The following is a 26197-nucleotide window of genomic DNA, read 5'->3' on the forward strand; positions in this document are numbered from 1 at the left end:
CTGATGAGAACATACGGGACCGGGCGAACGGCAGATAACCGAGTCGGTCTTATCGAGTTCGAGGTCCTTGCGAGCTCAATGGCGCCAACAGTGCGACCGAAGCCCCACATGTGCCGGGCGCCCGAGTAGATCCAGAAATCCAGGACGTAACGGACCTTCGAAAGCCAAGGCCCGGCCCTAGTTGGTGCGCAAGCTGGCCCGGCGCTCTCGATCGTGACCTTGATGACATGCGCGCCGCCGCAGAGAAGACCACTGCCGCGGACCCGAAACATCGAAACAGCGCAGACGTCGCGCAAGCCATTACGGCGAACGACATCGCGCAGCATGATCTCCGTCGTCGGTTTCGAAAAACCGTCATCTGATATCGGCTCGACCGGAGCATTTCGGCAACGGAATCGCGCGGCGGGCTGAATACTCACCATTGGGTAGCCACTATGCCCCCGGTGAACTCCTCAACCCTTTTGCTTACACTTGCGGCGAAGTGGCACCCGCAAGGATAGGGGGAGTGATAGGTGCGTTCGATCTTCCGGTGGCGATGATCGGCGCGGGGCCATTCGGCGTCGGCCCCCATGCAATTTTCGGATTAGACAGCAATGAGGCGTTAAGCCTGATGCATGGCACAATGATGCTCTCGCATGATGGATGAATGTCAATAGTCGAGTGCGTCGGAAATCCGGGAGGGGCGGTTTCTGCAGCATGGCTTCAGACCCCTGGCTGGACGGATTTCTGTTTCGGAGGTGGCCTCAAGTGAAGCAGCTGTTAAAAAATACCCTGTTCTATGGGATCGGGTCCGCTGGACTGTTTCCAGTGTTTCGCAGAATCTTCGCTGGTAGGGCAGCCATCGTGATGTTCCACGAAATTCAGCGGGATTGTCGGTCGGAATTGATGACCGGCACTTCGGCTGAACTTTTTGACTATTCGCTCAGTTGGCTGCAGCGAGAAGGATGGGCGATTGTCAGCCTTGAGGAGTGCCTTGCGCAGCTGGCCAAGAATGACCGATCGCGCCGCTATGCGGTCCTCACGTTTGATGATGGATATCGAGATAATGTCTCGGTGGCGCTTCCCATCCTCGAGCGCCATAACGCCCCATTCATGGTGTACGTGCCCACCGCCGCCTTAACGCGGACCCTGCAGTCGTGGTGGTTAGGATTGCGCGAACTAATTCGCTCAAGAGACGATGTCACAATCGATGCAATGGGGTTGCGGTTTCGTTGTCCTGACTTTCGGAGCAAGCAATTCGCGCTGAGAAAAGTGGACCAGTGGGTGCACCACGATTTCAAACGTGTCGCAGCGCTTGCGACGACGTTCAATAAGGCTGGTATTTCAACGTCTGCGTTGAACGACCGATACTTCCTGGACGCGCGCGCGCTCCAGGGTCTGTCGCGTCATCCTCTCGCATCAATTGGCGGGCACACAACTTCACACGCAGCGCTAGCAACCCTGGATGCGGCTTCAGCGCGAGACGAGTTGGCCGATAACCGCAACTACCTGGAGAATTTACTTCAGTTGTCCGTTCGGCATCTCGCCTATCCGTACGGCGCATACGGTCTACGAGAAGAGCATCTTGCCAATGAAGTGGGATATGTGAGCGCCGTGACAACGCGACACTCTCAGCTAAGCGACCATCAGCCAAATCAATTCGCGCTTCCCCGCATTGGCGTTTGTAGTTCATTTGACTCAGAAACGTCATTCGCGGCACGAATGAGCGGTGTTCAGTCGGCAATGCTCAAGCTAGGCGCCTGCCTCGGCCGGGAGTAGACCGGGATCGCTGAAGAGCGACCGTCAATCATTCGTCACCGTTTGAGGCGATCACCAGTGCTGCCGCTAGAGGAGGTGCTGCCCGAGGACGTCCCGCTGGACGGGGCGTTGGTACGCGAGGATGTCGTGCCGCCCGAAGTGGTGGTAGTCCCTGACGATGATGAACTCGTGCCGCTCATGGGCACGGCTTGCGGACCGGTCGTTATCTGCACATTACTGAAATCTGCCGTCAACGTTTCCGCCGCCGACCCGCGATAGACGCCTACCTTCCAGTAGTACTCGGAGTTAGTCGCTCCGACCGGGCCGTGATAGTTGACGATCTGAGTTCCGTCTAGCCAAACACCGACATAGCCGCCCCCGCTCGGGCCCATGTTCACCTGGAAGTCCAGGTCCATCGGTTGACCCCGCACAATGGGAATCGGGGAACGGTAGACAAGATTATCCGATGATTGATTCGGATGCTGGAGAATGACCACCAAGTGGTCGGATCGGTCCAGCCCGACAGAGAACGGAGCATATGTTGGCGCCACATTGGTGGTCGCGTGCAACTGGGTGAGGCACAGCCACGATGCAGTATTCGTCGGGCCCGGCTGAATCGTAATCGTCTCAGAAAGGTTGATCTGGGTGCCCGCTGCATAGAGTGGCGAAAACTGAATCTCGGAACGGTTCGCCCCATTATCGCTGTAACCGCCGACGCTCCAACGATCCCCGGACCGAACCGAAAATTGGAGCGTGTTGGCATTGAGCTGTGTCAGGCTCCACGGCTGGTTCGCATTCTGGGCTTGCGCGCTATATCCATCGACGGTGAATATAGAGCCATTGGCACCCGAGAACGAGTTGATGTTTGGTGCGACCGTCGCGCCCAGGGGCGGCGACGCTCGGCGTGTGCCTCCGGAAGTGGCGTCCGCCGAATTGAACCAGTGGGCACCGCCCGACAATCTGCTGGTGGCAGGGGTCCACCGACCGCTGTCGCTTACTGTCTCCGAGCCGAGTGGCGGCGTGACATCGGACTCGCCCACCCGGCTGTTCGCCCCATCCATGCCGGGCAGCAGCAATATCGGGAGGTTACCGAGTCCATCGCTAATGATACCCGCATTGGCTGAGAGCGAGGTGATCAAGAATGGCATAATCACCCACGCGACTATCATGCTAGTCTTTCTTCACCAATCGTGTCCGAACGCATGTTAACAGCGTCATGGCAAAGCCTTGTTTCCATTTCTGATTAACTCGAAAGAGCGGAAACTCACAGTTGCCCCTGCTTCGGAAGTTTGCTGAGTTGAGGTTAGATTGGATGATCCAATGACTCACCCGTCATCGTGGATGACTGCAACGCGATAGTTCATGCAAAAGGCTGGAAGTCGATGCGATGACCGTAGAGTCTATTCTGAACCTCGCGCGGGTGGGACGAGTTGGCCGGATTGTCAGCATTCTGAGGTATCGCCACCTAAGCCGGCACTTGAGAGTGCGCCAGCGTCCTCTTTCAACTTCTGGCAAGGAGCGTCTCGTAGCTGCTTTGACAAAGTACTACTTTCGCGATCCGCCAGACTATCTCAACACACAGGCGGGTAAGAAGGACCTCGACGACCATGTTACTGGCCGAACTTATGTAGATCGCAGAACCATAGTTCCTTGGCTTGATACACTATTTCGTTTAGATGGCGCTAAAATTATAGAGATCGGGTGCGGTACCTGCAGCTCAACTGTCGCCCTCGCCGAACAGGGGGCCCAGGTATTTGGTTATGATATAGACGAGGCAAGTCTGGCCGTTGGCAGCGAGCGTCTTTCCATTTACGATGTTAAAGCAGAGCTGATAAAGGGGAACGCTACTGAGATTCCGGCGGCACGAATAGCGGAGGTCAACGCTGTTATATATTTTGCAACAGTGGAACATATGACCCTTGACGAAAAGTTGTCTTCATTCTCCTCCGTCTGGGGCTCCCTGCGCAGTGGCGCCTATTTGATTGTGGTGGAAACTCCCAATCGCCTTTGGTGGTTCGATACACATACCGCATTGCTGCCATTCTATCTGTGGCTGCCAGATGACTTGGCCACGCACTATTCACGGTTCAGTCCGCGTTTCCCCTTCAATGAGCGATTGAGGCCACCGATAACGGCGCAAACGCTCCTAAGCTTGACCAGAACAGGCCGGGCCGCCAGTTACCATGAATTTGAGTTGTCATTGGGGGATCTTTCCGCGCTCCAGATCAACAGCTTGAATCGCTGGAACCGCGGCAATCCGCTCCAATTTGCAAAATGGTTCGCTTTCGATCGCTCGTTCGAGAAATTGCTGCGACGCCATGGTCCGCGAGTCGGTAATGCATTTTATGAATCCTATCTTCAACTTGCAATCCGGAAACCATAGGGCCAGCTGGTTCACGCCAAATCAGGACCGCGCTGAGCTGAGGCAGAACAACAATTAGCTTATCCGCCATCCAGCTTTTTCAGCATCTCGTGTGCTTTATCAGCCCGTCAGTCATTGCGCCGCATCACCGGTCGCGTACCTCGCCCAGTACAGGGCCGATATCGGCGCCGCGTATGTAAGCCCCCGGTGAGGTCCGATGAGGGCCGCCTTCCACCGTGACCGCCATGCCCGTGCCAAGATCGACGACGTTGTCGCCCGACCGCTGGTCGATCGATATTCGGGCGGCGTAGACGAGATCGTCCTCCCCCTGCTGGCCATTTTCCGTCGCGCCCTGAGCATGGGTCCTGGACTTGGCGACGTCTCGGCCGTCGCGCGATGGTGTCGGGCGAGACGCTCAGCACCTTGCCACAGAGCCCCCATAGCGGGTGTAGTTGAAGGTATGGACCTTGATCTCGGCGTCCTGTTCGGCGTGAACGAAGCCGGCGTCGTCGTTCGTCAGCGTGGCTTCGATCTCGAGATGGCTATCCTGCGAGACCACGACTGCGAGCACTTGGGCCGGCGTGACGACGCCGCCTATCGTATGCACGGCAAGCTGCTGGACGCCGCCGTCGACGGGGACGACGAGATCCTGGAGCTTCGTTCGCCGGTCGGCTTTGATCTCATCCCGGGCGACGCCTGCGGACTTCTGTTCGGCTTTCGCCAGCTCGTCGTACAGCGTGCGCCGGAACTCTGCCGCGGTTCCTGTCGCGTGTCTCCTTGATCGCGGCAAGCGCTGCCTTTGCTTCCTTCAACCTGCTTTTTGCTGAATGAGGAGGTCCTGCTGCTGGCTCACCAAGTCTTGGTAGTCGCTCAAAGTATAGTGCATGCTATCACACATTTTCTGCCGGCAACCATTGTCCTCACAATTCTGGTGTCTCAACATCGTGCCGCCTTTCGCCAGATCGATGCGAGGCGCGTGATGTAGGTGTTGATTTCATATCGCTCTGCATGGTCACGACGGGCAGCGTCGCCCAGACTTCGCCTCAACGCTCCATTTTCGAGCAATCGACTAAGCACCTTGGCAAGCGCCTCGGCGTCCCCAACAGGCACGAGGAGCCCGTTGCGTTCATGAGCAATGACTTCAGGAACCGCACCAACAGGTGTTGCGACCACAGGTATACCGTAAGCGAAGGCCTCGATGATTACCATTGGGAGATTTTCGACAAAGGATGGCAGCGCAAGAATATCGGTCCGCTGCAGCAACGCGGCGGTTTCTGAAGGATCAAGCCAGCCCGGCAACTCCACTCGATCGACGATTCCCAGCCGTCGAGCCTGATCGCGGGTTTGCTCTATTTCTCCGCTTCCAGCTATGGTCGCCGTCCAGTCGGTGCGGCACGCCAGTTTTCCGAGCGCATCAACGAGTTGTGGCACACCCTTCTCTGGACGAACGTAACCGAGGAAGGTAATGCGAACTTGCCCAGATTCCGACCGGCTCCGATATTGTTGGCTCGGGGTCGTGCTCGCATTCGGAAGGATCGAAATTTTATCTCGAAGGCTGGGAAGCCGATCGAGAATGACGCGCGCACCATACTCGCCTAGCACAATAATCGCCGCACTATCCGCAAACAATCGGTTGATGCTTCGACGCAAACATGTGCCGGCACTTGCCCAGAATTCACCAAACTGGCCGGCGTGAAGATGAACGACATAAGGCACTCCAAAATAGCGCGCTATAGCCGCGATGATCAGCTTGCGGTACGCGCTCCCGCGCCATGCGAGTTGGCAGTGGATTAGGTCAACGTTACCGCGCGCTGCGGCGACACAGAATTGGACCAGCGCCCGCACAAAGACCAGCAGTGCCCAATAAGTGCTCTTCTGTCCCCTTGTTATCAGTCGCTCGGCCTTGACGCCAAGATCTTCGCGTCGGTCAAGGGTATCAATGATGAGATCCGTAACGCGATCCATTCCTCCCTCCCCATGCGCGCCGTGGGGTGTAGCTACCATCAAGCGAAGGGCATTCTGGGTCGTACTCATCAAATACACCGAAATCCGTCATCACTCTAAGGCGGAGCCATCGTCGGCAATTCCCGCCTAACATTGCGGGCTTTGGTGGCGAAGATCAATCCAACGCTCGAGAACGCGGCGCACCGACGCGCGATAGTTTCCGTGGCGGTGGATGGCCTGAAGGCCGTAATCCCCTCTCTATCACAAGCGTGGATCGAGAGGACAGGCCGCCTGCGTTATAGCGACGGTCCGAGAGATTGCGGATGTGGTGGGGCTCGGCGTTCACGTTGCGGGATTACGTGGACGGAAGCGAACGAAACTCGGTCCATCACCGAGTTACTCACAATTGGCTAGCCACTCAGCCCAAGGTAACAGCCCTTTTGCCCCACCTGCTCAGCTCGCCCAAGGCTATTGTAGCAGGGTGAAATATTGCGGTGTTCGGATTTGGCTATTCGGACTTGGCTAAGTCGACATGCCGCGGGCGGCGATGTGTCGTCATTCCAGGATGCCCCATTGATGTCCTGACGATGGTCGATACGGTGGAACTCGCAAGCAGGGCGACGCATGGATGCACAGATTCCCCTCCGAAGTAACGGAGCATGCTGCGCGGCAATCCGTCAGTCTTCCGCCCCAACGATGGTGCTTCGTGCCCTCGCCCGAAGTTGAGCTTGTTCGGCACCGGCAGCAGCGACAATGCGGCGTCACTGGATGTCGCTGCATTTGCTTTTTGCTTGGCCATTCTCCGTTGGAAAATATGCTTTCAAATATCTCATCTCTCTCCGGCTCGATGGGATCTCGCTTGGATATAAGGGCTAACCAAGGTGATCTGCACAACTTTTGATGGATTGACCGACGCGTCCCATGACGTCTGTATCATCGGCGCTGGCCCCGTCGGAATATGTCTTGCGGTGGAGCTCGAAAACCTGGGGTTCAGGGTCCTGGTTCTTGAATCGGGTCGTAGAGCAGCGGATCCCTACATCCAACAACTTTCCGACGCCGATATTGTCAGACCCGACATCCACGATGACATGGGCATTGCGATATCACGCCAACTCGGCGGAACATCGAATTTATGGGGGGGCATCTGTGTAAGATTTGACCCGATCGATTTCGCCGAGCGACCGGGACTGGTTGGAGCGCGCTGGCCGATCACCTACGAGGAGCTGCTTCCGCACTACGGCAAGGCCTGCCGGTACACTCAATCAGGCGAGCCAATTTTTGAACTGGGAGTTCCCGGCGTCACGACCAACGACGGCACGTTCAGTTTTCATACCTTGGAGCGCGCAGTCAACCGCCAGAAGTTGCAGCAAGTTCATGGGAAAAACCTGGCAACCAGCCGCCGCATCGATGTTCGCCTCTGCGCTACGGTGGTGGGCATTGATTTCGCCCCGAACGGTCTCGTCACGGCGCTTGAGATCGTCCGTTCCGACGGTTTGCAGCGGTTGCGACTACCGGTGCGTCATCTCGTGATCGCGGCTGGGGGCTTAGAGAGCACCCGGCTGCTCCTTGCCGCCAAACGCAACTCGCCCGATCGGTTCGGCGGCAGCAATGGTCCGCTTGGCCGCTATTACATGGCGCACGTAACTGGGCACACTGGCGAGATCGTCTTTCGCAATTCGGCACTCGCTGGCGCGTTCGACTTCTTTATCGACTCGCATGGTTCCTATGTCAGGCGCCGGTTTGTTCCTAGCGAAGCAACCCAGCTCCGCGAAGGAATCCTAAACAGCGCTATGTATCCGGTGGTGCCTGCTGTATACGATCCCCGACATGGCAGTGCAATTTTGTCCTTGGCCTACTTGGCTCTGTCTTACCCTCCTGTGGGCCGCCTTATCGTCTCAGAGGTGATCAGGAAGTTGCACATTTCGCCGGAGCCGGTCGACATCCCTGCCCATATGCTCAATGTCTTGAAGGGACTCCCGAGCGCGATAGCCGTTTCGACCGACTTCGTGTGGCGCCGTTACATGGCGAAGTCGCGGCTGCCTGGCTTCTTCATTCGCAACAAGGATTTCCGCTACCGCCTTGCGTATCATGCGGAACAGACGCCGCAACCGAGCAGCCGAGTGACGCTTTCAAATGATACCGATCGGACCGGCCTCGCAAAGATTTGCGTAGACCTTCGATTCGATGAAACCGATGCGCGCTCCATGGCGCGTACGCATGAGCTGCTTTCGGATTGGTTGACCAGAACTGGTTTCGGTTACCTGGAATGGAATGTCCCTGCTGACCAGCGCGTGGGCGCAATTCTCAGCCAAGCTAAGCACGGCGCACATCAGATTGGCACAATTCGAATGGGGACCAACAGGAATGACGGCGTGGTCGATAAAAATCTCCGTACATTCGATTCCGCCAATCTCTTCGTAGTCAGCACAGCAGTGCTGCCGACGTCGGGACAAGCCAATCCCACCTTAACAGCGGTTGCCCTTGCCATGCGTCTTGCAGAACGTTGGAAAGTTCATGGTTTACCGTTCCGATGAAGTCAAAGTGCGCCATCTGGAAGCAAGCCATACGGCAGTACAATACGGACAAATAGTGATGCAGCTCAGTGCAAAGGATACCGGTCCTAGATCCAAAATCGGCATGGGATGTGCCTCCCTCGGCTCGCGCGTCGGTCGCCGGGAGGGGCTCAACGCACTTGCTCGCGCGTGGGATGCCGGGATCACGTGGTTTGATGTGGCACCGTCATATGGTGATGCTGAAGCCGAGGCGATACTTGGGGACTTTGTGCAAGGAAGGCGAGACAAGTTAAGGATCTGCACGAAGGTGGGGATCCGGCCGGCACGAACGCCGCTACTGCTGCGCGCGGCAAAGCCAGTGGTACGCGTTATCGTCGACTCCGTTCCAATGGTTCGAAAATACGTGACCAGTGCGCGTCCGAAAGCGAAGAGTCTGCCGATCACTGCGGAACTAATCTCGGCTAGTCTCGACGAAAGCCTGCAGCGGCTGCGGACGGATCACGTCGAAGTTCTTGCCCTGCACGAAGCCGACGAGAATGAGGTGGTACGTGACGATATTCTGGCGGTGCTGGAACGAATTATCAGAAGCGGCAAGGCAAAAACGATCTCCATTGCCTCCTCTTTAGAGGCTGGCTTGCTCGGTGTTGCACACTCGAGCATCTATCAGATCATTCAGGTTGCGAACAACCCTTTCGAGCCGTCCCTGGCGGAGGCAGCCAGACGACAGCCGCCCGGACGACCCATCACATTCGTAACGCATAGCGCTTACGGCACATCTGGGGCTCTCGATCGCTTGCGTGAACTGATCGAGTCGAACGCGATCAGACTGCAGGTGTTGCGCGAAGCCGGCTATCGCGGAAGCAGCGAGGAGATTGCCGCGGCGTTCCTGGCGGATTACGCACTTGCGACAAACAAAGATGGAATCACGCTTTTTTCGATGTTTAAGAAAGAGCATCTGGAGTTCAACCTCCGCCGTCTGGAGCAGATGCCCGCAAAGACACGGCTGCAAGAGCTGGCGAAGGGGCTAGCTGCAACTTGAACATGGGTGGGTACAAATGCAGAGAGAGTTCGAACTTTCCATCGGTGTAAGAACTGCGGCGATGGTCCTCACTCTGCTGCTGCTCGCCGACGCCGACGAGAGCGACGTGAGTTTATAAGGCTTCTCGGCAGCGCCGCTGCCGCCCTGGGACTAGGGAGCGTGCTGATCGGCTGCGTGAGCACAAATAGGGTAATCCGTTTTACCCATTGAGGGTCGATCGTAGCTCCAGCACTGTCCGGATCGCAGAAGCTGGTGATGAGCGATGTGCGGGATTTTTGGCTGGATACTCCGAGGAGAGCACCGGCAAGATTACGAAACTCTTGTCCGCCTCACCAACCTTATGAATCATAGGGGCCCCGACGGCTCGGGATATTGGCAGGCCGATACTGCGGGCGGGCGCCATCAAATCAGCTTTGGGCATCGGCGCCTCTCCATCATCGATGTCGAGGGCGGAACCCAGCCCATGTGGAGCGCTGATGGCTCTATCGCTCTCATCTTCAACGGAGAGATCTACAATTATGTTGAGCTGCGCGATGAGCTCATCGCGCTCGGTCATGTTTTTCGCACGTCCTCCGACACGGAAGTGCTAATCGAAGCCTATCGCGCTTGGGGACTCGATTCGATTAGACGTTTCCGCGGCATGTTCGCTTTCGGATTGTGGGATGCGACGGCCCAACACCTCGTCCTGGGGCGCGACCCGTTTGGCAAGAAGCCACTGTTCGTAGCCGAGAAATCAGGCCTCCTGTTCGCCTCAGAAATCGAGCCACTCCTCCAGTTTCCAGGCGTGGATCGCCTTATCGATCCACATGCAGTCGAGCAATATCTTCTCAATCGCTATGTGCCCGGCCCCGGGACATTTTTTCGCGCTGTGCGTAAGCTTCCACCCGGTTGCTATTTGGTGTGGGGCGAAGGTCGCACGAACATTACCCGGTATTTCACACCACCGTTGGCGTCGGTAGAGCCAGACATCACAGATTTCGACGAAGCGGTTGGGATGTTCAAGGAGACCTTCGATGATGCCGTACGCATCCGCATGCGGAGCGACGTTTCGTTTGGAGCCTACCTGTCCGGCGGCATCGATTCGTCTGCAGTCGTCGCTGCAATGGTCCGTCATAGTTCTGAGCGCGTACGCACTTTCTCAGTGGGCTTTCGTGAAGCTGCCTACTCCGAGCTCGATCACGCCCGCACCATCGCTCGCCAATTCGACACGAATCACGAGGAACTCGTTCTGGAGCCGCACGACTTTTTGAAGAGCTGGCCGGCCGCCATCCTGCGTCGCGGCGCGCCTGTAGCCGAAACGGCTGACATTCCAATTATGATGCTGTCGCATATGGCGGCAAGCAAGGTGAAAATGGTCCTCACCGGAGAAGGAGCGGACGAACTGTTGGGCGGCTATCCCAAGCATCGAGCCGAGTTGTGGATCGCGCTCTATCAGAGACTGGTGCCCCGGATCATTCATGACCGCATCATATCGCCCGTCATGCACGCACTTCCGTACGATATGCGTCGCGTCAAGACCCTGACTACCGCAGCGGGCGAGCGGGATTGGCCGAGCCGGATGCAACTCTGGTTTGGCGGTGTCTCTATGAACGAGCGGGATCGGATTTTCGGACGTTCACTACCCATGACGCCGCCTGATCCCCATCCGTTTTCGATCCGCATCGGATCCAATGTTCGGCGTACGCTGTTCTTCGATCAGACGTCGTGGCTACCTGACAATCTCCTTGAACGTGGCGATCGAATGATGATGGCAGGTTCGATTGAGGGCAGGATGCCATTTATGGACACTATTCTTGCCAAGCTTGTTGCACGGTTTCCGGACAATTTCCTGGTCGGCCGTGGGGGCGGCAAGTCAGTATTGCGAACCGCGATGGAGCACACGCTGCCGCCAGGGATTCTGACGCGCAAGAAAATCGGATTTCGCGTGCCGATTGAGGAGTGGTTTCGGGGTCCGTATCACGAATTTGTTGCCGATTTATTGCTCTGCGAGAGTGCGTGTGTGGCAACCTTCTGCAACAGAGTTATCTTGAAGCGCCTGGTCCACGAGCATCTCGCCCGCCGTCAGAACCATGAAAAGATGCTTTGGTCCCTGCTCAACCTGGAGATGTTTCTGCGTACCTTCAAGCCGTCAGGTCTGGAAAATTTAGCAATTGGGCGCGCATGATGAGCATCCGATCCGCGCGCGCGAGCCCGTTTCGCGTGCGGGCGCGTACAGTCGTCCAAGCTCATTCTACCAGGAACTGTCGAACTCTGCTCAGAAGCGGCTGGGGCGCAAATCTCTCAAATTCGCTGGCTGCAATGCCGCCTTCGGCCAGAGCCCTTTCCACGGCACACTCCAGTTCGTCTTCCGACAGCGCGACATACACTCCCGGTTTCTTGCCCAGCCACTGAGCGGTGTGAACCTGATGATCGGTCGTGTGCTCCCGGTTCGCAGCGCGCCGCGGCAGCAAAACAATTGGTTTGCCCATCTCTGTTGCCACGAGATAGCTGCCCATTCCCGCATGGGCAACCACAATAGCCGCATTCCGGACGGTGTCGTTAAACATACTTGGCGTTAGCGTCCGCATCCAGCGCATACGGTTCGGCTGATAATTGCCATCGCCTATCTGGGCCAGGACCTCATATTCCGAATGCTCCTGGGCCCATTTATCCATCGCGCAAATCAGGCGATCGAAAGCCATTATCGAGCCGACGGTGACAAATATCACAGGACCGCCCCCCAATAATCTGGGCCGCCAGCCCGTTGCAACTGGGGCCATTGGGTCAGCCATGCGTCGGAAAAGCGGCGCGCCAGGATGCCTGAGAGAGACATCTGTTCGCAGTTCGCAATGCTGTCGATCCAAATAGTTCTCGAGTGGAAGAAAAGTTTCGCGAGCGCCAGGGCAATCACCCCAGGGGCTGCACCGGTCGTGATCACCACGTGCGGCCGTTCGATTATCAATACAAGCATAAGCTGAGCAGCTAGACGCACCAATCGCAACCGATTCCAGCGCGTCGCATTGACCACTGTATAGAAGCGGTGGCTCGAGACCGCTTCCGCGTATCTCTTGTCAACGCTTACAAACGCAACATCCAGCCCATCGAGTGCCGGCGCCAGACGGCGCATTTGAGTCCAGTGCCCGCCTCCCGAAGTCACTACGAGAATTCTGTTTCTCATCTTTTGCCACGCTCTACTATCGCTGAGGCGGCTGATGGCCGTATCTCTGCCTCGCAAGCGCAAAGCGTGAGATCTTCCCGCCGAGCGCACTATCCAAACACCAAGTATAATTCTTTCAACCGCGCTGAGCCTCAACCTTTTGCGGATTACCTATTTCGGTTTACCTCGGGGAGACGGGCTGAAGGCGGGTTGCGGCGTTTTCACCGAGAGGTCTTTGATTGCAATCAACCCGCGAGACTTGCTAAGTTATTCGTGCAGTGTCTGCGCGCTATAGCCGTTCTAGCAGCCTGCTGAAATCTTGTTGTGGAGCCGAGTTTCTCGATGTGTGCCGCTACGGCGACGATAACACGATCGGTGGGCGCCGAACGACGTCGCACGCACGATATTTGTGGCGATTTTCCTGCGCAGGCTCCCGACGGTCTTGATCCAGCCGAACAGTTCTTCGATGCGTTTCCGCTCGATGTTGCTGATGCGATGGCCGGGATGCCTGGTCGAGCGCGCATCGATCGCAGAGCGGCGTTTGGTGTTGTTCTGCGAAACGTGCGGGGTGCAGCTGCGTTCACGACAGCCGACGCAAAGTCGGCGGGGTTCTTCCAGATACTATTGAGCACAGAGCATTGGGCTGATCGTTAAACCAGGTGATGTCGAGGGGCTCGCTTCTGACTGGGTCGCCTCATAGAGGATCCAGACTTGAGGCGGCGTCTAGGAGAAAATGAGAAGGCCTACATCGAACGCGGTTGAATGTTGGATTTTGCGCTGAACCACCTCGTTGCGACCAAATCAGTCCACTCAGGAGAGCGTTGAGATGCGTATATTGCACCTTACCGACCGCCTAGGCCGGGGAGGGAAAGAACGGCAAATCGTCGAACTGTTGAGAGGGCTTTTCGCTCACCGTGACATAAAGTCATTCGTCGCGGTTATGGACGAGGAGACGGTTCGTTACGACATTGACCGTGACCACGCGCAAGTCATCCAGCTCGTTCGGAGGGGCAAGAGAGATTTGCGCCTTTTCAGGAGTTTGTACGAGCTGGTCTCCAATTTGAAAATAGATGTCGTTCACTCCTGGAGCTCGATGTGCTCCATTTATGCAGCTCCGGTTGCAAGACTGTGCGGCGCAGCCTTCGTTAATGGCTTTGTGCGAGACGCGCCGCCGCATATGGCGCTGTGGAATAAACAGTATTTCAGCGGCAAGCTGACTATCCCATTTTCAGACATTGTTGTCGCCAATTCGCGCGCGGGCCTAGCCGCCTACCATATTCCCGAGCGCAAAGGTCTATGTATCTACAATGGGTTCAATCCTGAGAGAGTCTCTAACTTGACGGACGAGGCAGAGCTCCGCAGCATTCTGGGAGTGACGACACCCCACATCGTGGGGATGGTTGCGAACTTCGCGCCCAGAAAAGATTACGCAACCTTTGTCGAAATGGCATGCCGCATTTGCCATCTTAGGGACGATGTTACCTTTCTGGCTGTCGGCGCCGGAGAAACGTTGCAGCGAGTGCGCGATAGCGTCCCACCAGAACCTTCGCCGCGCATAAAATTTATAGGTGAGCGGAACGATGTAGAAAGTATCGCTAATCTCTTCACTGTCGGAGTTCTCCTTACCAACAGCCGCCTACACGGTGAGGGTATTTCCAACGCAATAACCGAATGCATGGCGTTGGGTAAGCCAATCGTGGCAACAAACGAAGGGGGCACTCCTGAACTGGTCCTGGACGGACACACAGGATTTCTTGTTCCGAGCCACGACGCAGCAATTTTGACCGATCGTGTGCTCAGACTCCTCGATGATCGTAAACTTGCTAGCGAATTCGGCAGGGAAGCGCGTCGGCGTATTGAAACAACATTTTCGCTCGACGCGATGACCAATGCGTATCTCTGCCTGTATCGGAGGGTGGCAGATAGGAGGGGAACGCGCGACTTTGATTGAGGAGCTATCGGTAGAGCTGCAAATGCTGGCGTGGAGGTCTGCTATGTCAGGATCGGATGAGGGGCGGATCGAAATACGAAGTGATAGCGGCGACGACGAAGAGGGGGCAGCGCAATTGCAATTGCTGTGCCTCATGGTTATGAGATGCACTGACCCTGCCCCCAAGTTTTATCCGGCTCTGAGTTCGCCCCGGCCGGGCCTTGAAGTGCTCCCCCAAAACTAGGCCAGCCCCAGCTGGAATTTTCTGGGGTTAGGCTCATGCTGGCGGGGGCGCCGATGAGCCATTCAATCGCGATATCGGCGCCTTGTTGCCGATCGCGCTGTGGGGTCGGATCTCGTTGTAGTCTCTACGCCAATCCTCCATCTTCGCGCGGGCATCGTCAAGGCTCATGAACCAATGCGTGTTGAGACACTCGGTGCGGAATTTGCCATTTGAACGATTCGATGAAGCCGTTGTCGGTTGGCTTGCCCGGCCTGGAGAAGTCCAGCGTGATGCCGCGCTGATAGGCCCACAAGTCAAGATCGCGCGACACGAACTCGCTGCCTTGATCGACACGGATCGTCTCCGGGAATCCCACTTCATTGCAGACTCTTTCCAGCATCTCCACGACGTCGATGCCGCGGAACGTGTACCGTGGCTCCAGCGCCGGCGAGAAACGGGAGAACGTATCGATAATCGTGAGCACCCGAAGCTTGCGCCCAGTTGCCAGCTGATCATGGACAAAGTCCATGGCCCAGGTCTCGTTCGATCGCGTCGCAGGCTTGCGGTCATCGCGCAGCTTGGCCTTGACGCGGCGCTTGGGTGTCTTGTTGCGCAATTGTAAGCCCAATTCCTTGTAAAGCCGGTAGATGCGTTTGACGTTGACCGACCAGCCATCCCGCCGCAACAATACGTGGACGCGCCGGTAACCGTAGCGCACCCGGGTCTCGCAGATGCTTTTGATGCGATGCTTGAGGTCGGCCTGGTCGCCGCGCTTCGACTTATAGACGTAAAGTGCACGATCAATCCGGAGGGTCGAGCAGGCACGCCTGATCGAGACCTTCCAGTCGCTGCGCGACTTGTCGACAAGTTCGCGCTTGCGGCCAGGCTTCAGAGCTTTTTTGAGAGCACATCCTGCAGCATGGCCTTGTCCAACGACAGGTCGGCGACGATCCGCTTCAGCTTCGCGTTCTCTTCCTGTAAGGCCCTCAGCCGCTTGGCCTCGGAGATATCCAGGCCGCTGAATCTGGTCTTCCAGTTTAGATCGTCGCTTCGGAGATCCCGTGCTTGCGAGCCAGGTCGGCCGTCTTTACGCCGGCCTCATGCTCCTTCAACACCGCGATAATCTGCTCTTCCGTTAACCTTGCTCGCTTGATCTGTCCGTCCTTCTGCGGGCCGGACTCCATCTGGAGGAAATACGCAGTGGCAGGTCAACTAGGACAAATCACCAGGAGGCTTGGAGTTCACGTTAGACAATTTTGTCGGACTGGATCAACTGTGATAGGTATCCAGATAGCGCAACCGCGCCAAGTTGATCATCATCGCAATGATCGGAAATGCATACATGTTTTCATATGTTGGCAGGATGTCACGCCCAGTCGCCATGCTAATCCCATAACCAAAGATGCTCGCGAACAGAGCCCAATATAGGTCACTATTCAACCTTCGCCCAACTCGCCAGGCGGTAGCTATTCCAACGAGAAGGAAAATTAGAAGCACACCGGTTAAAATCACCCCGCAATCAAGAAAGAATTCGACAATTGCATTATGCGCTACGTTGGCCTGTATCAGGGCTCCTGTGTCCCAAAGTTGGCTCGTCCCCATTCCGTGGCGACCAGCGCCAAACAGGAACAGGCCGATATTGCTCGTCCACTCCTCTAGCAGCGGACCCCAAAGGGAATCAACCCGGCCCGTCAGCAAGGCATCGGCCGAGAAGCCGGCACTGCTACCAAGCCCGACCGAAAGAACAGCGTTAACGGTTGGTCCGATCCAAAAGAACGATGTGACGCCAGCCGCCGCAGCACCTAGAATTAAAATGTCAAACCTGCGCCGCAGGATCAGAAACAGGGAACACGAAGCTACTACCGTGACAAGCGTGGTTCGTGACCCGAGGAGAAGAACCGCCAGGAGCGATAGACACAGGGGTGCGATCCAGAGAGCGCCGCGCGTAAGAGCTCGATAGAGCAACAAGGGCACGGTAGAAATGTACATGCTTCCAATCACATTGTAATGGGTTCCAAAATACGCTGCGCACAACTGGGCCATTTCGTCCCTGCTAGCTAGATCCAGCCCAGCCGTTCCGCTCGAGCGTTCTGAAAGCAGAACGGACGGATTCATCAGGACGAGCGAGACGAAAGCGATTGATAGCAATAGCATCGAAAGGCAGATCACCGTCGTGATCCTCTCGAGCTCCTGAAAGGAGCACATACGCTTAAGGATAAACAGGAAGGATAGAGTGAAAAAGGTCGGCACAATACAAGCCGATAGTACAAAGTCAAAGTAGGACTCTGGAAATGAATCAGGGAAGCGACTATGCAAAAGTGGCGTGTTTGGAACTGATCGAATGAGGGCGATGGCAAGAATTGCGAAGTACAGGAGAAAAATTCTGATGGATATTCGTTCGATTTTGTCGGTCGCGTGCAGGCACGCAGTGTTAAACACCAGATAAGCCAAGACTACTGCTGATAATAAGTTGAAGGGTTTGAACCCTTGGATGCCGAACAGATTTTCCGTGAGGAATGGCACACGCTGGAAGGGCAACATGAAAACGAACAACAGAAAGAAAAAGGTTCCAGCTTGCGCGACTGGCAAGGTGAGATGATAAGGCGCTTGGCCGCTATGACTCAAAGATCCACTCATCGACCTATCGGAATTGGTTGCTCTAGTGGTTGCCCTGGGCGTTTTGACTTAGCGACAAGAGGCGTCAAAGCCGCAATTAACTCGCGAGCTTTTGCCGTCGGCGAGTGATTGACCTTAACGTACGTCTGACATCGCGCCGCGATTGCGTTGTATTCGTTCGTGTCCATGTCCCAAATTGTGCTCACGGATTTGGAAAGTGCCAACTCATCCTCAGCCGATGCGCCAAGGGCATGGCGCATAATGATCAGGTCTGGGTCGACAGGTCGCCGAGTTACAACAGGAGTGCCCGCAGCCAGAGCCTCCAGGAGCACGTTCGAGAAGCCCTCGACATCCGATGTGCAGAGAAGCATCGTCGCTTCTGATAGAAATTGTTGAACGTCTGCCCGCCGGACATTGCCAACCAGTTCCACGTTTGGCAGATGGCGCAGGCCATTCACGGCATCCAGCGTCGCTTGATCAACCACTCGGTCTGGCATCCCTGCCACGCGGAATTTGACGGCCGGAAATTCCTTGGCGATTCGAAAAAGCAATGGCAAGTTCTTTCCATCGCGGAAGACACCAAGCCAGGCGACATATCTGCGTTCTGCGCGCGGCAAAGGAGGAGCCGCCTCCTCTGCTACGACAACGGCGTTATGAATGACGTGAATAGGCTTGCCCGGAAAAAGCGCAGCCAATTTTTCGCGTTGATACTCATTTTGACAGAGGAATGCGGCTGTTCGATGCCGAGCCCAAGAATAAGCTAACCATTCATACAATGGAAGAGCGGCTTTGCATCGTTCATCGACGTTCATGTCGCTGACAACGCGGTGAACGAACGGAATCCCTAGCTGGCCGGCGACGAAAGCCATGATGGCGGTATGGACCCCACATACGCCTTGGATCATAATATCTGGATGATAGGCGCGGGCAGCTGCCAATACTTTTGGGATATATGAGTAGAAATACTTTGCAACCCGCACCCCATGCGCGGGATCATAGGTTTCGATAAGTTTGATTTGCTGGCCCGAACCTACATGGGCCAAAGCCCCCTTCCAGGTAAGGAGAGCGGCTTCGTGACCGGCTTTTTCAAGCGCGCGAAGCCATATTGAAAGTTGGACGGCAAAGCCGCCGATCGGATAGTCATCATCCTTCAATAGATAGGGAATGGTAAAATCTATCGAGAGAATTCGCACGTGACACCCCGAGCTTAATGGGACCGCAATATGACGGCGACTTTCGGGTAGATATGCCCGTATATCTGAGGATGTGCATTTGACATTGTCAGGAATCGCATACAAGGGATGCCAAGCGTTTTGTTCCGGTGTCCGCCACTGATGCATTCCGCCACCGACGATGCCACGCCTGAAACATTAGAATGTTCCAGATGAGGAAATACCGCTCATTATCTCCGCTCAAGAATTCGGCCCAGAGCGAGCGAATGGCCCCGACCTGAAAAATATCACCGGCGCTCAGGCAAGCTTCGTTCATCAGGTCTTCGGCCCAATTCCGTAACGGACCGCGCAACCAATCTGCAAGCGGAACCGCGAACCCCATTTTCGGGCGCTCGACCAAACGATCGGGCACATAGCGGGCAAGAACACGCCGGAGCAAGTGTTTGGGGCGTGGGGCACGCGCGTTCTGAAATGACGGCAGCTTCCAGACCCATTCAACCAGACGATGGTCGAGGAATGGAACACGCACCTCAAGAGCGACAGCCATAGAGGCACGGTCAACCTTAGTCAGGATGTTCTCGGGCAAATACGTGCACATGTCCAGGTAGCGCATACGGTCCACCGGATCTGGCAAGAGGACCTTGAGGTTCTGCTCCCAGCAGGCTGTCCGCACCTCTTGTGATCCTTTTACAAGACTGTCTGGGTTCTGGTGGCGCGAGACAAGTTGATAGTACGCGGAATCGATCGATGACACTGAGAGGATTTGCGCCAACCGATGGGCCTTTTGACCGACACGTGGCACCCGCCGAAAGTATGGCACATAGCGCGCTATGCTGTTGTAAGTGCTAGGCGGCACAGCGCGAATGCTTGAAGACACGAGGCGGCGCAGCCCAAGGGGAATCTTCGCACTCGGTCGCCAAACGTTCTCCGTCCATTGATACCCTTTGTACCCGGAAAATAATTCGTCTCCACCATCTCCTGACAGAGCTACCGTGACGCGTTTTCGCGTCAACGCGGAAACAATATGGGTCGGGATCTGGGAGGGGTCAGCGAATGGCTCGTCATACATCTCGGCCAATTTCGGCACTACAGCGAGAGCGTCAGCGCCGCTAACGGGAAACGTTGTATGGTCGGTCCCAAGATGTCGCGCGACAGCCTCAGCGTGCTTCGCTTCGTCGAATGCGGGGTTCTCAAAGCTGATGGTAAACGTCCGGACTGGTCTCAGAGAAGTTTTCTGCATCAGTGCGACGACTGTAGATGAATCATAGCCGCCCGACAGAAAGGCGCCAAGCGGAACATCCGCTATCATGCGGCGCGATACTGCATCATGCAGCAACCCCTCGAGCTCATCGACCAGTTCCTCTTCGTCGGCTCGAAGCGTATTGCGTTGCCCCTGCGAAACAACACCGGCCAGATCCCAGTACACGCCCACTTCGGGACCGCCGCCGCTCGCAATTTTGACGAACCCGGCGGGCGGCAGTTTGTAGACATTTTCATAGATCGTGAATGGACCCGGCACATAACTATGCCGAAGAAAGGCGGCGATCGCTCCACGATTGAGACTTGGATTCCAACCCGGATGAGCGCGCAGTGCCTTCAATTCTGATCCGAACAAAACTAGTCCATCGAAAATCGCCCAATAAAGCGGCTTTTCGCCCATTCGATCACGAGCTAGGAACAGTTGACGCTCTCCGGCGTCCCACGCTGCAATTGCGAACATCCCGTTCAAGCGGGCGATGGTCGATTTGACGCCCCATTGGGCAAATCCTTCGACAATAACTTCTGTATCTGAATGCCCTCGAAACCGAACTCCGCAACGCTCCAATTCGGCCCTCAGTTCTCGGAAATTATATATTTCACCGTTGAACGTAATTGTATATTGCCCGTTGGCCGAGAGCATTGGTTGATGTCCCATTGGGGACAAGTCGATAATTGCCAGGCGACGCTGCCCGAAGGCAATGCTGGCTTGCTCGCTTAACCAAACTCCGCTGTCGTCCGGCCCGCGGTGACTGAGGGTTTGCGTCATTGCAGACGCCCGCCTTTTCAGATCTTGCAGGCTGCAACCATTACGCTCCCAAATACCGGAAATTCCGCACATGCTTGAAACGAGCTCCCTAATGAGAGGACGTCAACGCATGCCATCCAAACTCACACCCTAGCAGCATAGTATTTTGAACCGGTCTGCGGCTCAACGCTTTCGGATTACCCACTCTCGATCACAGGAGAAGCCCAGAGCGCTAAGCCGGGAAGTCACCGCCATGAAGAGCTTTGGATGGCTGAGCGAGGGAACTGGTTCTCCGCCGAACGGTCCCGCAGCTCGTGCCGAGTCGCGTGTTAGAGGGATTGCCTACCTGAGCCTGCACGTATCGGCTCGCAGCGACTGAATTCGCGTCATAGTCAAAGCCACAAACCGATACTGCGCCTGCCTCTAGGGCGGCAGTTCTCAAAGCAGCTTAACCCTGTCCATTTTTTCGGGGGAAGATCAGGCTTCTCCTGTGATCGAGAATGGGTAACTCGAAAGGGTCGAGCCGCGGACCGGTTCAAAATACTATGCTGCTAGGGTGTGAGTTTGGATGCCAGGCGTTGACGTCCTCTCATTAGGGAGCTCTTTTCAAGCATGTGCGGAATTTCCGGTATTTGGGAGCGTAATGGTTGCAGCCTGCAAGATCTGAAAAGGCGGGCGTCTGCAATGAAGTCTTTACTCGCTCGGTTGCGCGGGACGTTTTGGCACTGGGCTCCGGTGTACGCGTCTTGCGGTCATATATTCAACTTCTTCGAGACGATGAGCGGATATAAATATGAAAAGGCTATGTTTCTGAAATACGTAGGCTACGAGCTCGATCTGACAAATCCGAAAAGCCTCAATCAAAAAATAGTGTGGAAGAAGTTGTTCGACCGCAACCCGCTTCTTCCGCCGACGTCGGACAAATATCTTGTGCGCGAGTATGTAGAAAAGGCTTTGGGGCCGGAGGCCGATAAGATACTCGTCCCATTGTTGTATGTCGGGGATGATCCGCGGCAAATACCGTTCGATACGTTGCCTGCGGAATACGTCGTTAAAACCAATCACGATTCAGGCAGCACGATTTTAGTCCGAACTGGCGAAAACGTCGACCGACAGAAAATGATCGTAAGATTAACGAACTGGCAAAAAATCCCGTACGGCATCTTTAAGCACGAGTGGGCATATTGGAGCATCCGCAGGAAGGTAATAGTCGAGGCACTTCTTCGTGAGGAAAACGGGGGAATTGCGCAAGATTATAAATTTCATGTCTTTCACGGCACCTGTAAGTTCATTCACGCAACGCCGAAGATGGACGGCGAACGAAGTGGCAGACGGAGCTTATTCACGCCAGATTGGCGGCAGCTGGATGCTGGCTGGAAGTATCCAAAAGGTCCTTATATATCTCCGCCACCCCGGCTTTCCGATATGATTCGTATTTCGGAGAAACTTGCTGCACCGTTCGATTACGTCCGAGTCGATCTATACAATCCCGACGACAGGATCTTTTTCGGCGAATTGACGCATTATCACGGAAGCGGTCGAGAATCCTTTTTCCCTGAATCTTTCGATTTTGAGGGAGGTAGCTTTTGGAATATTGCGCCGAACTACTGGATTGGGAAGACTCTTGGAAGCTAACAAATCCATCAAACACGTGCGCGACTATCCCATTGCTTCACATAATGCGCGGTACAAAAAAGGCGCATTCGCCGGTGCTGAGGATTGACTACAATGAAGCCGCCTCAGAGCTTCCGGTTCCGGTAGGGGACGAGGTTATCGATTTTCTCACGCGCGCCGACGCATTGGATCGACATATAGCGAACCGAAAACCGCGTTCACGCCGTCGCAAGGTACACAACAAAAAGTCCTAGATGCGTACGCACTCGCAGTGTTTCTTCGGCGAAGACTACGAACAACCTATCATTCGTATCTTCCAGCGACGAGGTGCGTCGAATCTATCGTGCGATTCTCAGGTTCGTGTTTGGAGGCGTAAACCTATGCTTTGTTGCCGTGTGTCTGGTCAAAAAGTGGTACAATTCACGCAGCTCAAGAGCGCCTGGGGCCTCGATTCAGCACGTTCAAGGAAGGATAACTTACATGAGTGGTACACCCTTCACGGCCGAACAGGTGGACAAAATCCATTCGCTCGTCACCATCGCCGTTGCAACGGCGCTTCCAAAAGTAGTAGCGAAATATGATGACCCGAGCTTGGTCCTGAAGAATCTCGGCGCCCGCGGCAACGAATTCGCGCAACACATCGAAACAGCGATCGAAGAGGCCGTAAACCGAACGCTCGTGCTCATCCGGCATCGGCAAGTGTCGCTGCTCCTTTCACCGGGCACCAGCTTAGAGGTATTTGGCAGGAAGCCGAACGGTATCTATCCATGGACCGAATTCTCAAAGAATGTTCTTTTGCGCGCCAAGCCAATCGCACCCTCTACACGATTTGAGATCGGCGTCGTCGAACTCGCCCGTAATGCTACGAACGAAGAGATCATTGCGAATCTTTCTGGACGGTACGCGTTCGAAGCGGATTCCGCATGCGCGGTGATCGCGGAACTTGCGATGTCGAGTGGAGCGGGGAAGAAAGTCGACCTTCTGAACGATGAGGGCGTGAACATTTTCTTCATCGGCCCGCTAATCGTTTCGCTTTATCGATTTGGCGACAAAGGCGACTGGCGTGTCGACGCTTATCGGTATAAAATGATATTCAAAGGTTCGAGAATTTTCTGCCTCCTGTGATCAAGACATCATTTCGCCAGAGCCCGCTCGGCTCCGGACCTTTGGTTCCGATGCGGACCTAAGCCCTTTATTGCGTAACTTTATGGGTGAGAGTATGCCGGCGCATCACATTAAGGTAGCACTATTTGACGTGTGCCAGACGCTGGTGGATGTTTACACCATCACCGATTTTACGCGGCACTTTTTACTTTCCTCTAAACACAATCCAGGTTTCGGACGCGGAAAGTTCATCAACCACTTCTTTTATCGTCTTTTTCACCGAATAGGATTGCTGAGCGGGGATACGTACCGCGCGCATTTAATTAGGCTGTATGCCGGGTATCGAGAAAGGGATCTGGGCGCAGCCGCCGAAGCGTATGCGGAGCGTCTGCACAATCGATACAAAGAAGACGTGATCCGTCTGCTCGAAAAGCTCAAGGCGTCCGGCTTCTCTGTATATCTGGTGAGTGCAGGTCTCGATGTATATCTCCGGCCGTTCGCTCAATCGGTCGGAGCGGGGCTCATATGCACGGTCCTCGAAAGGGATTCATCTGGGACTTATACCGGTCGCATCCAGGGCACCGATTGTCTGGGTGAAGGGAAGGTCGTGAAAGTGCGCCAAGAACTACCTAACATAGGCGCGATAGAGTGGAAGGAGAGCTGGGCCTTTGGCGACAGCGCCAGCGATATTCCTTTGCTTTCACTGGTGGGAAATGCGTGTGCCGTCGACCCGGAGCCGTTCTTGGAAAGAAAAGCGCGGTCGAACCGGTGGTCAATCATCCGAACAATAGGACATATCAGCCAAACGCCAGCTGGCGCCCACCGTTAATATGTTAAATATAGTGGAAGAAAGATACCACCGAATGATGCCCCGCCGATGCTCAAATTTGCCTTGCACATCCACACCAATCATTCGTTTGACGGATACAACACGTATGCGCGTCTTTATGAGCGAGCGCGCATGGATCGACGTGCTCTCGATGAGCGAGTGACATCATGTCCGGCGCGGCTGGGTTCCGGGGGCAGGCTGAGCCGGCGCGCGTCCACGTGATTTTGGGCGACGAAGTCACCTGCTCTGACGGCATCCCTGTCATCGGTCTGATTCTGACCCAGACTGTGTAAAAACGTTTTTCCTCCCCCAAAACTGCACGCAACCGGGGACGATCGGCGTCGACACGACGGTCTGAGGATATTTTTGCTTTATCGAGTCCGGAGTCAACCCGGGCGCAAGCTCGGGCCATGCTGAGCGACCTGAACGGTCACACGATGCGCAGAACAGCACGAGCTCTTCACGTCCGGATTGCCACCAGGAGCGGCTTGATGCCGACGATGTTCATTACGCGCGTGAGGTTGTAGGCGAGTACGTTCAGCGCCATTTCGGTCGCGACATTGGGCAACCGTTTCATTAGAAAGTGTGTTGCGCCCATCCGCATCTTCAGTGTGGCGAACGGATGCTCGACGGTTTCGCGGCGCACACGCATGGCTTGCGGGTTCTGATCGAGCCGCATCTGCGCGGCCTCGACGACGTGTTCGTGTTCCCAGCGTTTGATGCGGCGCTCGTTGGACGTTGTGCACTGATCCTTGAACGGGCATGCGCGGCACGCCTTCGTCAAGTAAATCCGTATTTTCTGACCATCTTCATCAGCGGTGAAGTGGTGCGCCAGCTTCTCGCCGGCCGGGCAACGATAGACGTCGTCCTTGGCCAAATAGACAAAATCAGGTTTCCCAAAGCGGCCTGCCGACTTGGCTCCCGAGGTTTGCGGCTTGGGTAGCGTGACCGCGACCCCGGCCTGTTCGCATGCCAGGAGTTCCTCTCCTTTAAAGTAGCCCCGATCCGCAACGACGTCCAAATGATCGCTGCGCAGCGCGGCTTTCGCCGCCTGCGCCATCGTCGCCAGTTGCGATCTATCGGTGCCGACGTTGGTGACCTCGTGCGCGACTATCAGATGGTTCGTGGTGTCGACCGCACTTTGTACGTTGTAGGCGACCATGCCTGAGCCGCGCCCGCTCGTTGCCATCGAGCGGCAATCGGGATCGGTCAGCGATATCTGCTTGTCGGGCGAGGCGAGCAATGCCTTTTCAATCGCGGCCAGCCGTTTCACTTCTTCTTCGAGCTTCGCCAGCTTTTCCCTAAGCCGCGTCTTGGTCATCAGCACCGTTTCCGACGGCTCTTCTCCTGCGGCCGTCTGGCGGTCGGCGGTGTCCAGTTGGCTCATGTAGCGCGTCACGCTCTCTTCGATCTGCTTCTGGCGGCGCTGGATCTTGCCTTGCGTGAAGTTGTTGTCGCGACTGTTCACGGCCTTGAACTTGCTGCCGTCGATGGCAACGCTGGCCTTCGTCAGCAGGCCCATCTTGCGGCACAACTCGACGAATTGCGCGCAAACCTTTTTGATCGCTGCGCCATTGTCCTTGCGGAAGTCGGCGATGGTCTTGTGATCCGGCGCGAGCCGTCCGGTCAGCCACATCACCTCGAGATTGCGGCCAGCCTCGCGCTCCAGCCGCCGGCTCGATTGCACCCGGTTGAGATAGCCGTAAATGTAAAGCTTGAGCATCGACGAAGGATGGTACGCCGGCCGGCCGGTCGCTGCAGGATCAACCCCATCGAACCCGAGGTCGCGCAGTTCCAACGCATCCACGAACACATCGACCGCGCGAATAGAATTGCCCTCGTCGACCCAATCATCGAGGCATTCCGGCAACAGCGTCGCTTGCTGGCGATCCGCCCCTTGAACGAAACCCTGCATCACTTCCCCCGCCGATTCAGCAAGGGAATCATAGCATCGACCGGGTTTTCACACAGCC

Annotated in this window: 18 protein-coding genes and 2 pseudogenes; 9 read left to right on the top strand and 11 right to left on the bottom strand. The window is 55.8% G+C overall.

The genetic code is table 11. The features are described from left to right. Positions 1-747: 747 nt before the first annotated feature. On the top strand, positions 748-1758 hold the full coding sequence (locus IVB05_RS32505; RefSeq protein ID WP_247780084.1) for a polysaccharide deacetylase family protein: 1011 nt from the start codon (positions 748-750) through the stop codon (positions 1756-1758). Between the two features lie 35 nt (positions 1759-1793). Here IVB05_RS32505 and IVB05_RS32510 read toward each other — a convergent pair whose 3' ends face one another. After that, positions 1794-2876, bottom strand: coding sequence for a heparin lyase I family protein (locus tag IVB05_RS32510; protein WP_247780085.1), 1083 nt, complete (start codon positions 2874-2876; stop codon positions 1794-1796). A 248-nt stretch (positions 2877-3124) separates the two neighbouring features. Between IVB05_RS32510 and IVB05_RS32515 the strand changes: the two genes are divergently transcribed. Next, positions 3125-4120, top strand: coding sequence for a class I SAM-dependent methyltransferase (locus IVB05_RS32515; protein WP_247780086.1), 996 nt, complete (start codon positions 3125-3127; stop codon positions 4118-4120). A gap of 394 nt (positions 4121-4514) precedes the next feature. Here the strand turns inward: IVB05_RS32515 and IVB05_RS32520 are convergent, their stop codons facing one another. Both IVB05_RS32520 and IVB05_RS32525 read right to left on the bottom strand, forming a co-directional pair. Further along, positions 4515-4706, bottom strand: a complete 192-nt coding sequence (locus IVB05_RS32520) for an HlyD family efflux transporter periplasmic adaptor subunit (RefSeq protein WP_247787184.1) — start codon at positions 4704-4706, stop codon at positions 4515-4517. 329 nt (positions 4707-5035) lie between these two features. Beyond that, a complete protein-coding gene (locus IVB05_RS32525; RefSeq protein ID WP_247780087.1) occupies positions 5036-6064 on the bottom strand; it encodes a glycosyltransferase family 4 protein in 1029 nt (342 codons plus the stop codon). A gap of 860 nt (positions 6065-6924) precedes the next feature. Between IVB05_RS32525 and IVB05_RS32530 the strand changes: the two genes are divergently transcribed. The 3 genes from IVB05_RS32530 to asnB (IVB05_RS32540) all read left to right on the top strand — a co-directional run bounded on the left by IVB05_RS32530 (position 6925) and on the right by asnB (IVB05_RS32540) (position 11759). After that, positions 6925-8577 carry a GMC oxidoreductase gene (locus tag IVB05_RS32530; protein ID WP_256472654.1) on the top strand — a complete coding sequence of 551 codons (1653 nt, stop codon included), beginning with the start codon at positions 6925-6927 and terminating at the stop codon, positions 8575-8577. Then, positions 8558-9595: an aldo/keto reductase gene (locus IVB05_RS32535; RefSeq protein WP_247780089.1), complete on the top strand. Its 1038-nt coding sequence runs from the start codon at positions 8558-8560 to the stop codon at positions 9593-9595. The genes IVB05_RS32530 and IVB05_RS32535 overlap by 20 nt, the downstream gene beginning before the upstream one ends. 262 nt (positions 9596-9857) lie before the next feature. Further along, complete coding sequence (asnB, locus tag IVB05_RS32540; protein WP_247780090.1) at positions 9858-11759, top strand: asparagine synthase (glutamine-hydrolyzing); 1902 nt, start codon at positions 9858-9860, stop codon at positions 11757-11759. A 61-nt stretch (positions 11760-11820) separates the two neighbouring features. Here asnB (IVB05_RS32540) and IVB05_RS32545 read toward each other — a convergent pair whose 3' ends face one another. The 3 genes and pseudogenes from IVB05_RS32545 to IVB05_RS32555 all read right to left on the bottom strand — a co-directional run. Then, the gene (locus tag IVB05_RS32545) at positions 11821-12303 is read right to left on the bottom strand and encodes a glycosyltransferase (protein WP_247780091.1); all 483 of its coding nucleotides are present in this window, start codon (positions 12301-12303) and stop codon (positions 11821-11823) included. Continuing rightward, positions 12300-12701, bottom strand: coding sequence for a UDP-N-acetylglucosamine transferase subunit ALG14 (locus IVB05_RS32550; protein ID WP_247780092.1), 402 nt, complete (start codon positions 12699-12701; stop codon positions 12300-12302). The genes IVB05_RS32545 and IVB05_RS32550 overlap by 4 nt, the downstream gene beginning before the upstream one ends. 330 nt (positions 12702-13031) lie before the next feature. After that, positions 13032-13301: pseudogene (locus IVB05_RS32555) on the bottom strand (hypothetical protein); the annotation flags it as partial. Between the two features lie 256 nt (positions 13302-13557). Here IVB05_RS32555 and IVB05_RS32560 point away from each other — a divergent pair. Further along, positions 13558-14682: a glycosyltransferase gene (locus IVB05_RS32560; protein ID WP_247780093.1), complete on the top strand. Its 1125-nt coding sequence runs from the start codon at positions 13558-13560 to the stop codon at positions 14680-14682. A 256-nt stretch (positions 14683-14938) separates the two neighbouring features. Here the strand turns inward: IVB05_RS32560 and IVB05_RS32565 are convergent. From IVB05_RS32565 to asnB (IVB05_RS32580), 4 genes and pseudogenes are all read right to left on the bottom strand, one after another. Next, a pseudogene (locus IVB05_RS32565) lies at positions 14939-16038 on the bottom strand (IS3 family transposase). A gap of 115 nt (positions 16039-16153) precedes the next feature. Beyond that, complete coding sequence (locus IVB05_RS32570; protein WP_247780094.1) at positions 16154-17521, bottom strand: hypothetical protein; 1368 nt, start codon at positions 17519-17521, stop codon at positions 16154-16156. Next, on the bottom strand, positions 17518-18693 hold the full coding sequence (locus tag IVB05_RS32575; protein ID WP_247780095.1) for a glycosyltransferase family 4 protein: 1176 nt from the start codon (positions 18691-18693) through the stop codon (positions 17518-17520). The genes IVB05_RS32570 and IVB05_RS32575 overlap by 4 nt, the downstream gene beginning before the upstream one ends. An 88-nt stretch (positions 18694-18781) precedes the next feature. Then, positions 18782-20770, bottom strand: coding sequence for an asparagine synthase (glutamine-hydrolyzing) (asnB, locus tag IVB05_RS32580; protein ID WP_247780096.1), 1989 nt, complete (start codon positions 20768-20770; stop codon positions 18782-18784). Between the two features lie 519 nt (positions 20771-21289). On the opposite strand from asnB (IVB05_RS32580), the gene IVB05_RS32585 reads away from it, so the two are divergent. From IVB05_RS32585 to IVB05_RS32595, 3 genes are all read left to right on the top strand, one after another. Further along, positions 21290-22312, top strand: a complete 1023-nt coding sequence (locus IVB05_RS32585; protein WP_247780097.1) for an ATP-grasp fold amidoligase family protein — start codon at positions 21290-21292, stop codon at positions 22310-22312. 459 nt (positions 22313-22771) lie between these two features. Beyond that, positions 22772-23416 (top strand): hypothetical protein, encoded by a 645-nt coding sequence (locus tag IVB05_RS32590; protein ID WP_247780098.1) that lies wholly within the window; start codon positions 22772-22774, stop codon positions 23414-23416. 94 nt (positions 23417-23510) lie between these two features. After that, a complete protein-coding gene (locus tag IVB05_RS32595) occupies positions 23511-24224 on the top strand; it encodes an HAD-IB family hydrolase (RefSeq protein WP_247780099.1) in 714 nt (237 codons plus the stop codon). Positions 24225-24684: 460 nt separating this feature from the next. On the opposite strand, the gene IVB05_RS32600 is transcribed toward IVB05_RS32595, so the two are convergent. After that, positions 24685-26139 carry an IS1182 family transposase gene (locus tag IVB05_RS32600; protein WP_247780100.1) on the bottom strand — a complete coding sequence of 485 codons (1455 nt, stop codon included), beginning with the start codon at positions 26137-26139 and terminating at the stop codon, positions 24685-24687. Positions 26140-26197 lie beyond the last annotated feature (58 nt).

Source organism: Bradyrhizobium sp. 170, assembly GCF_023101085.1.
In the GTDB taxonomy this organism is placed as follows: domain Bacteria; phylum Pseudomonadota; class Alphaproteobacteria; order Rhizobiales; family Xanthobacteraceae; genus Bradyrhizobium.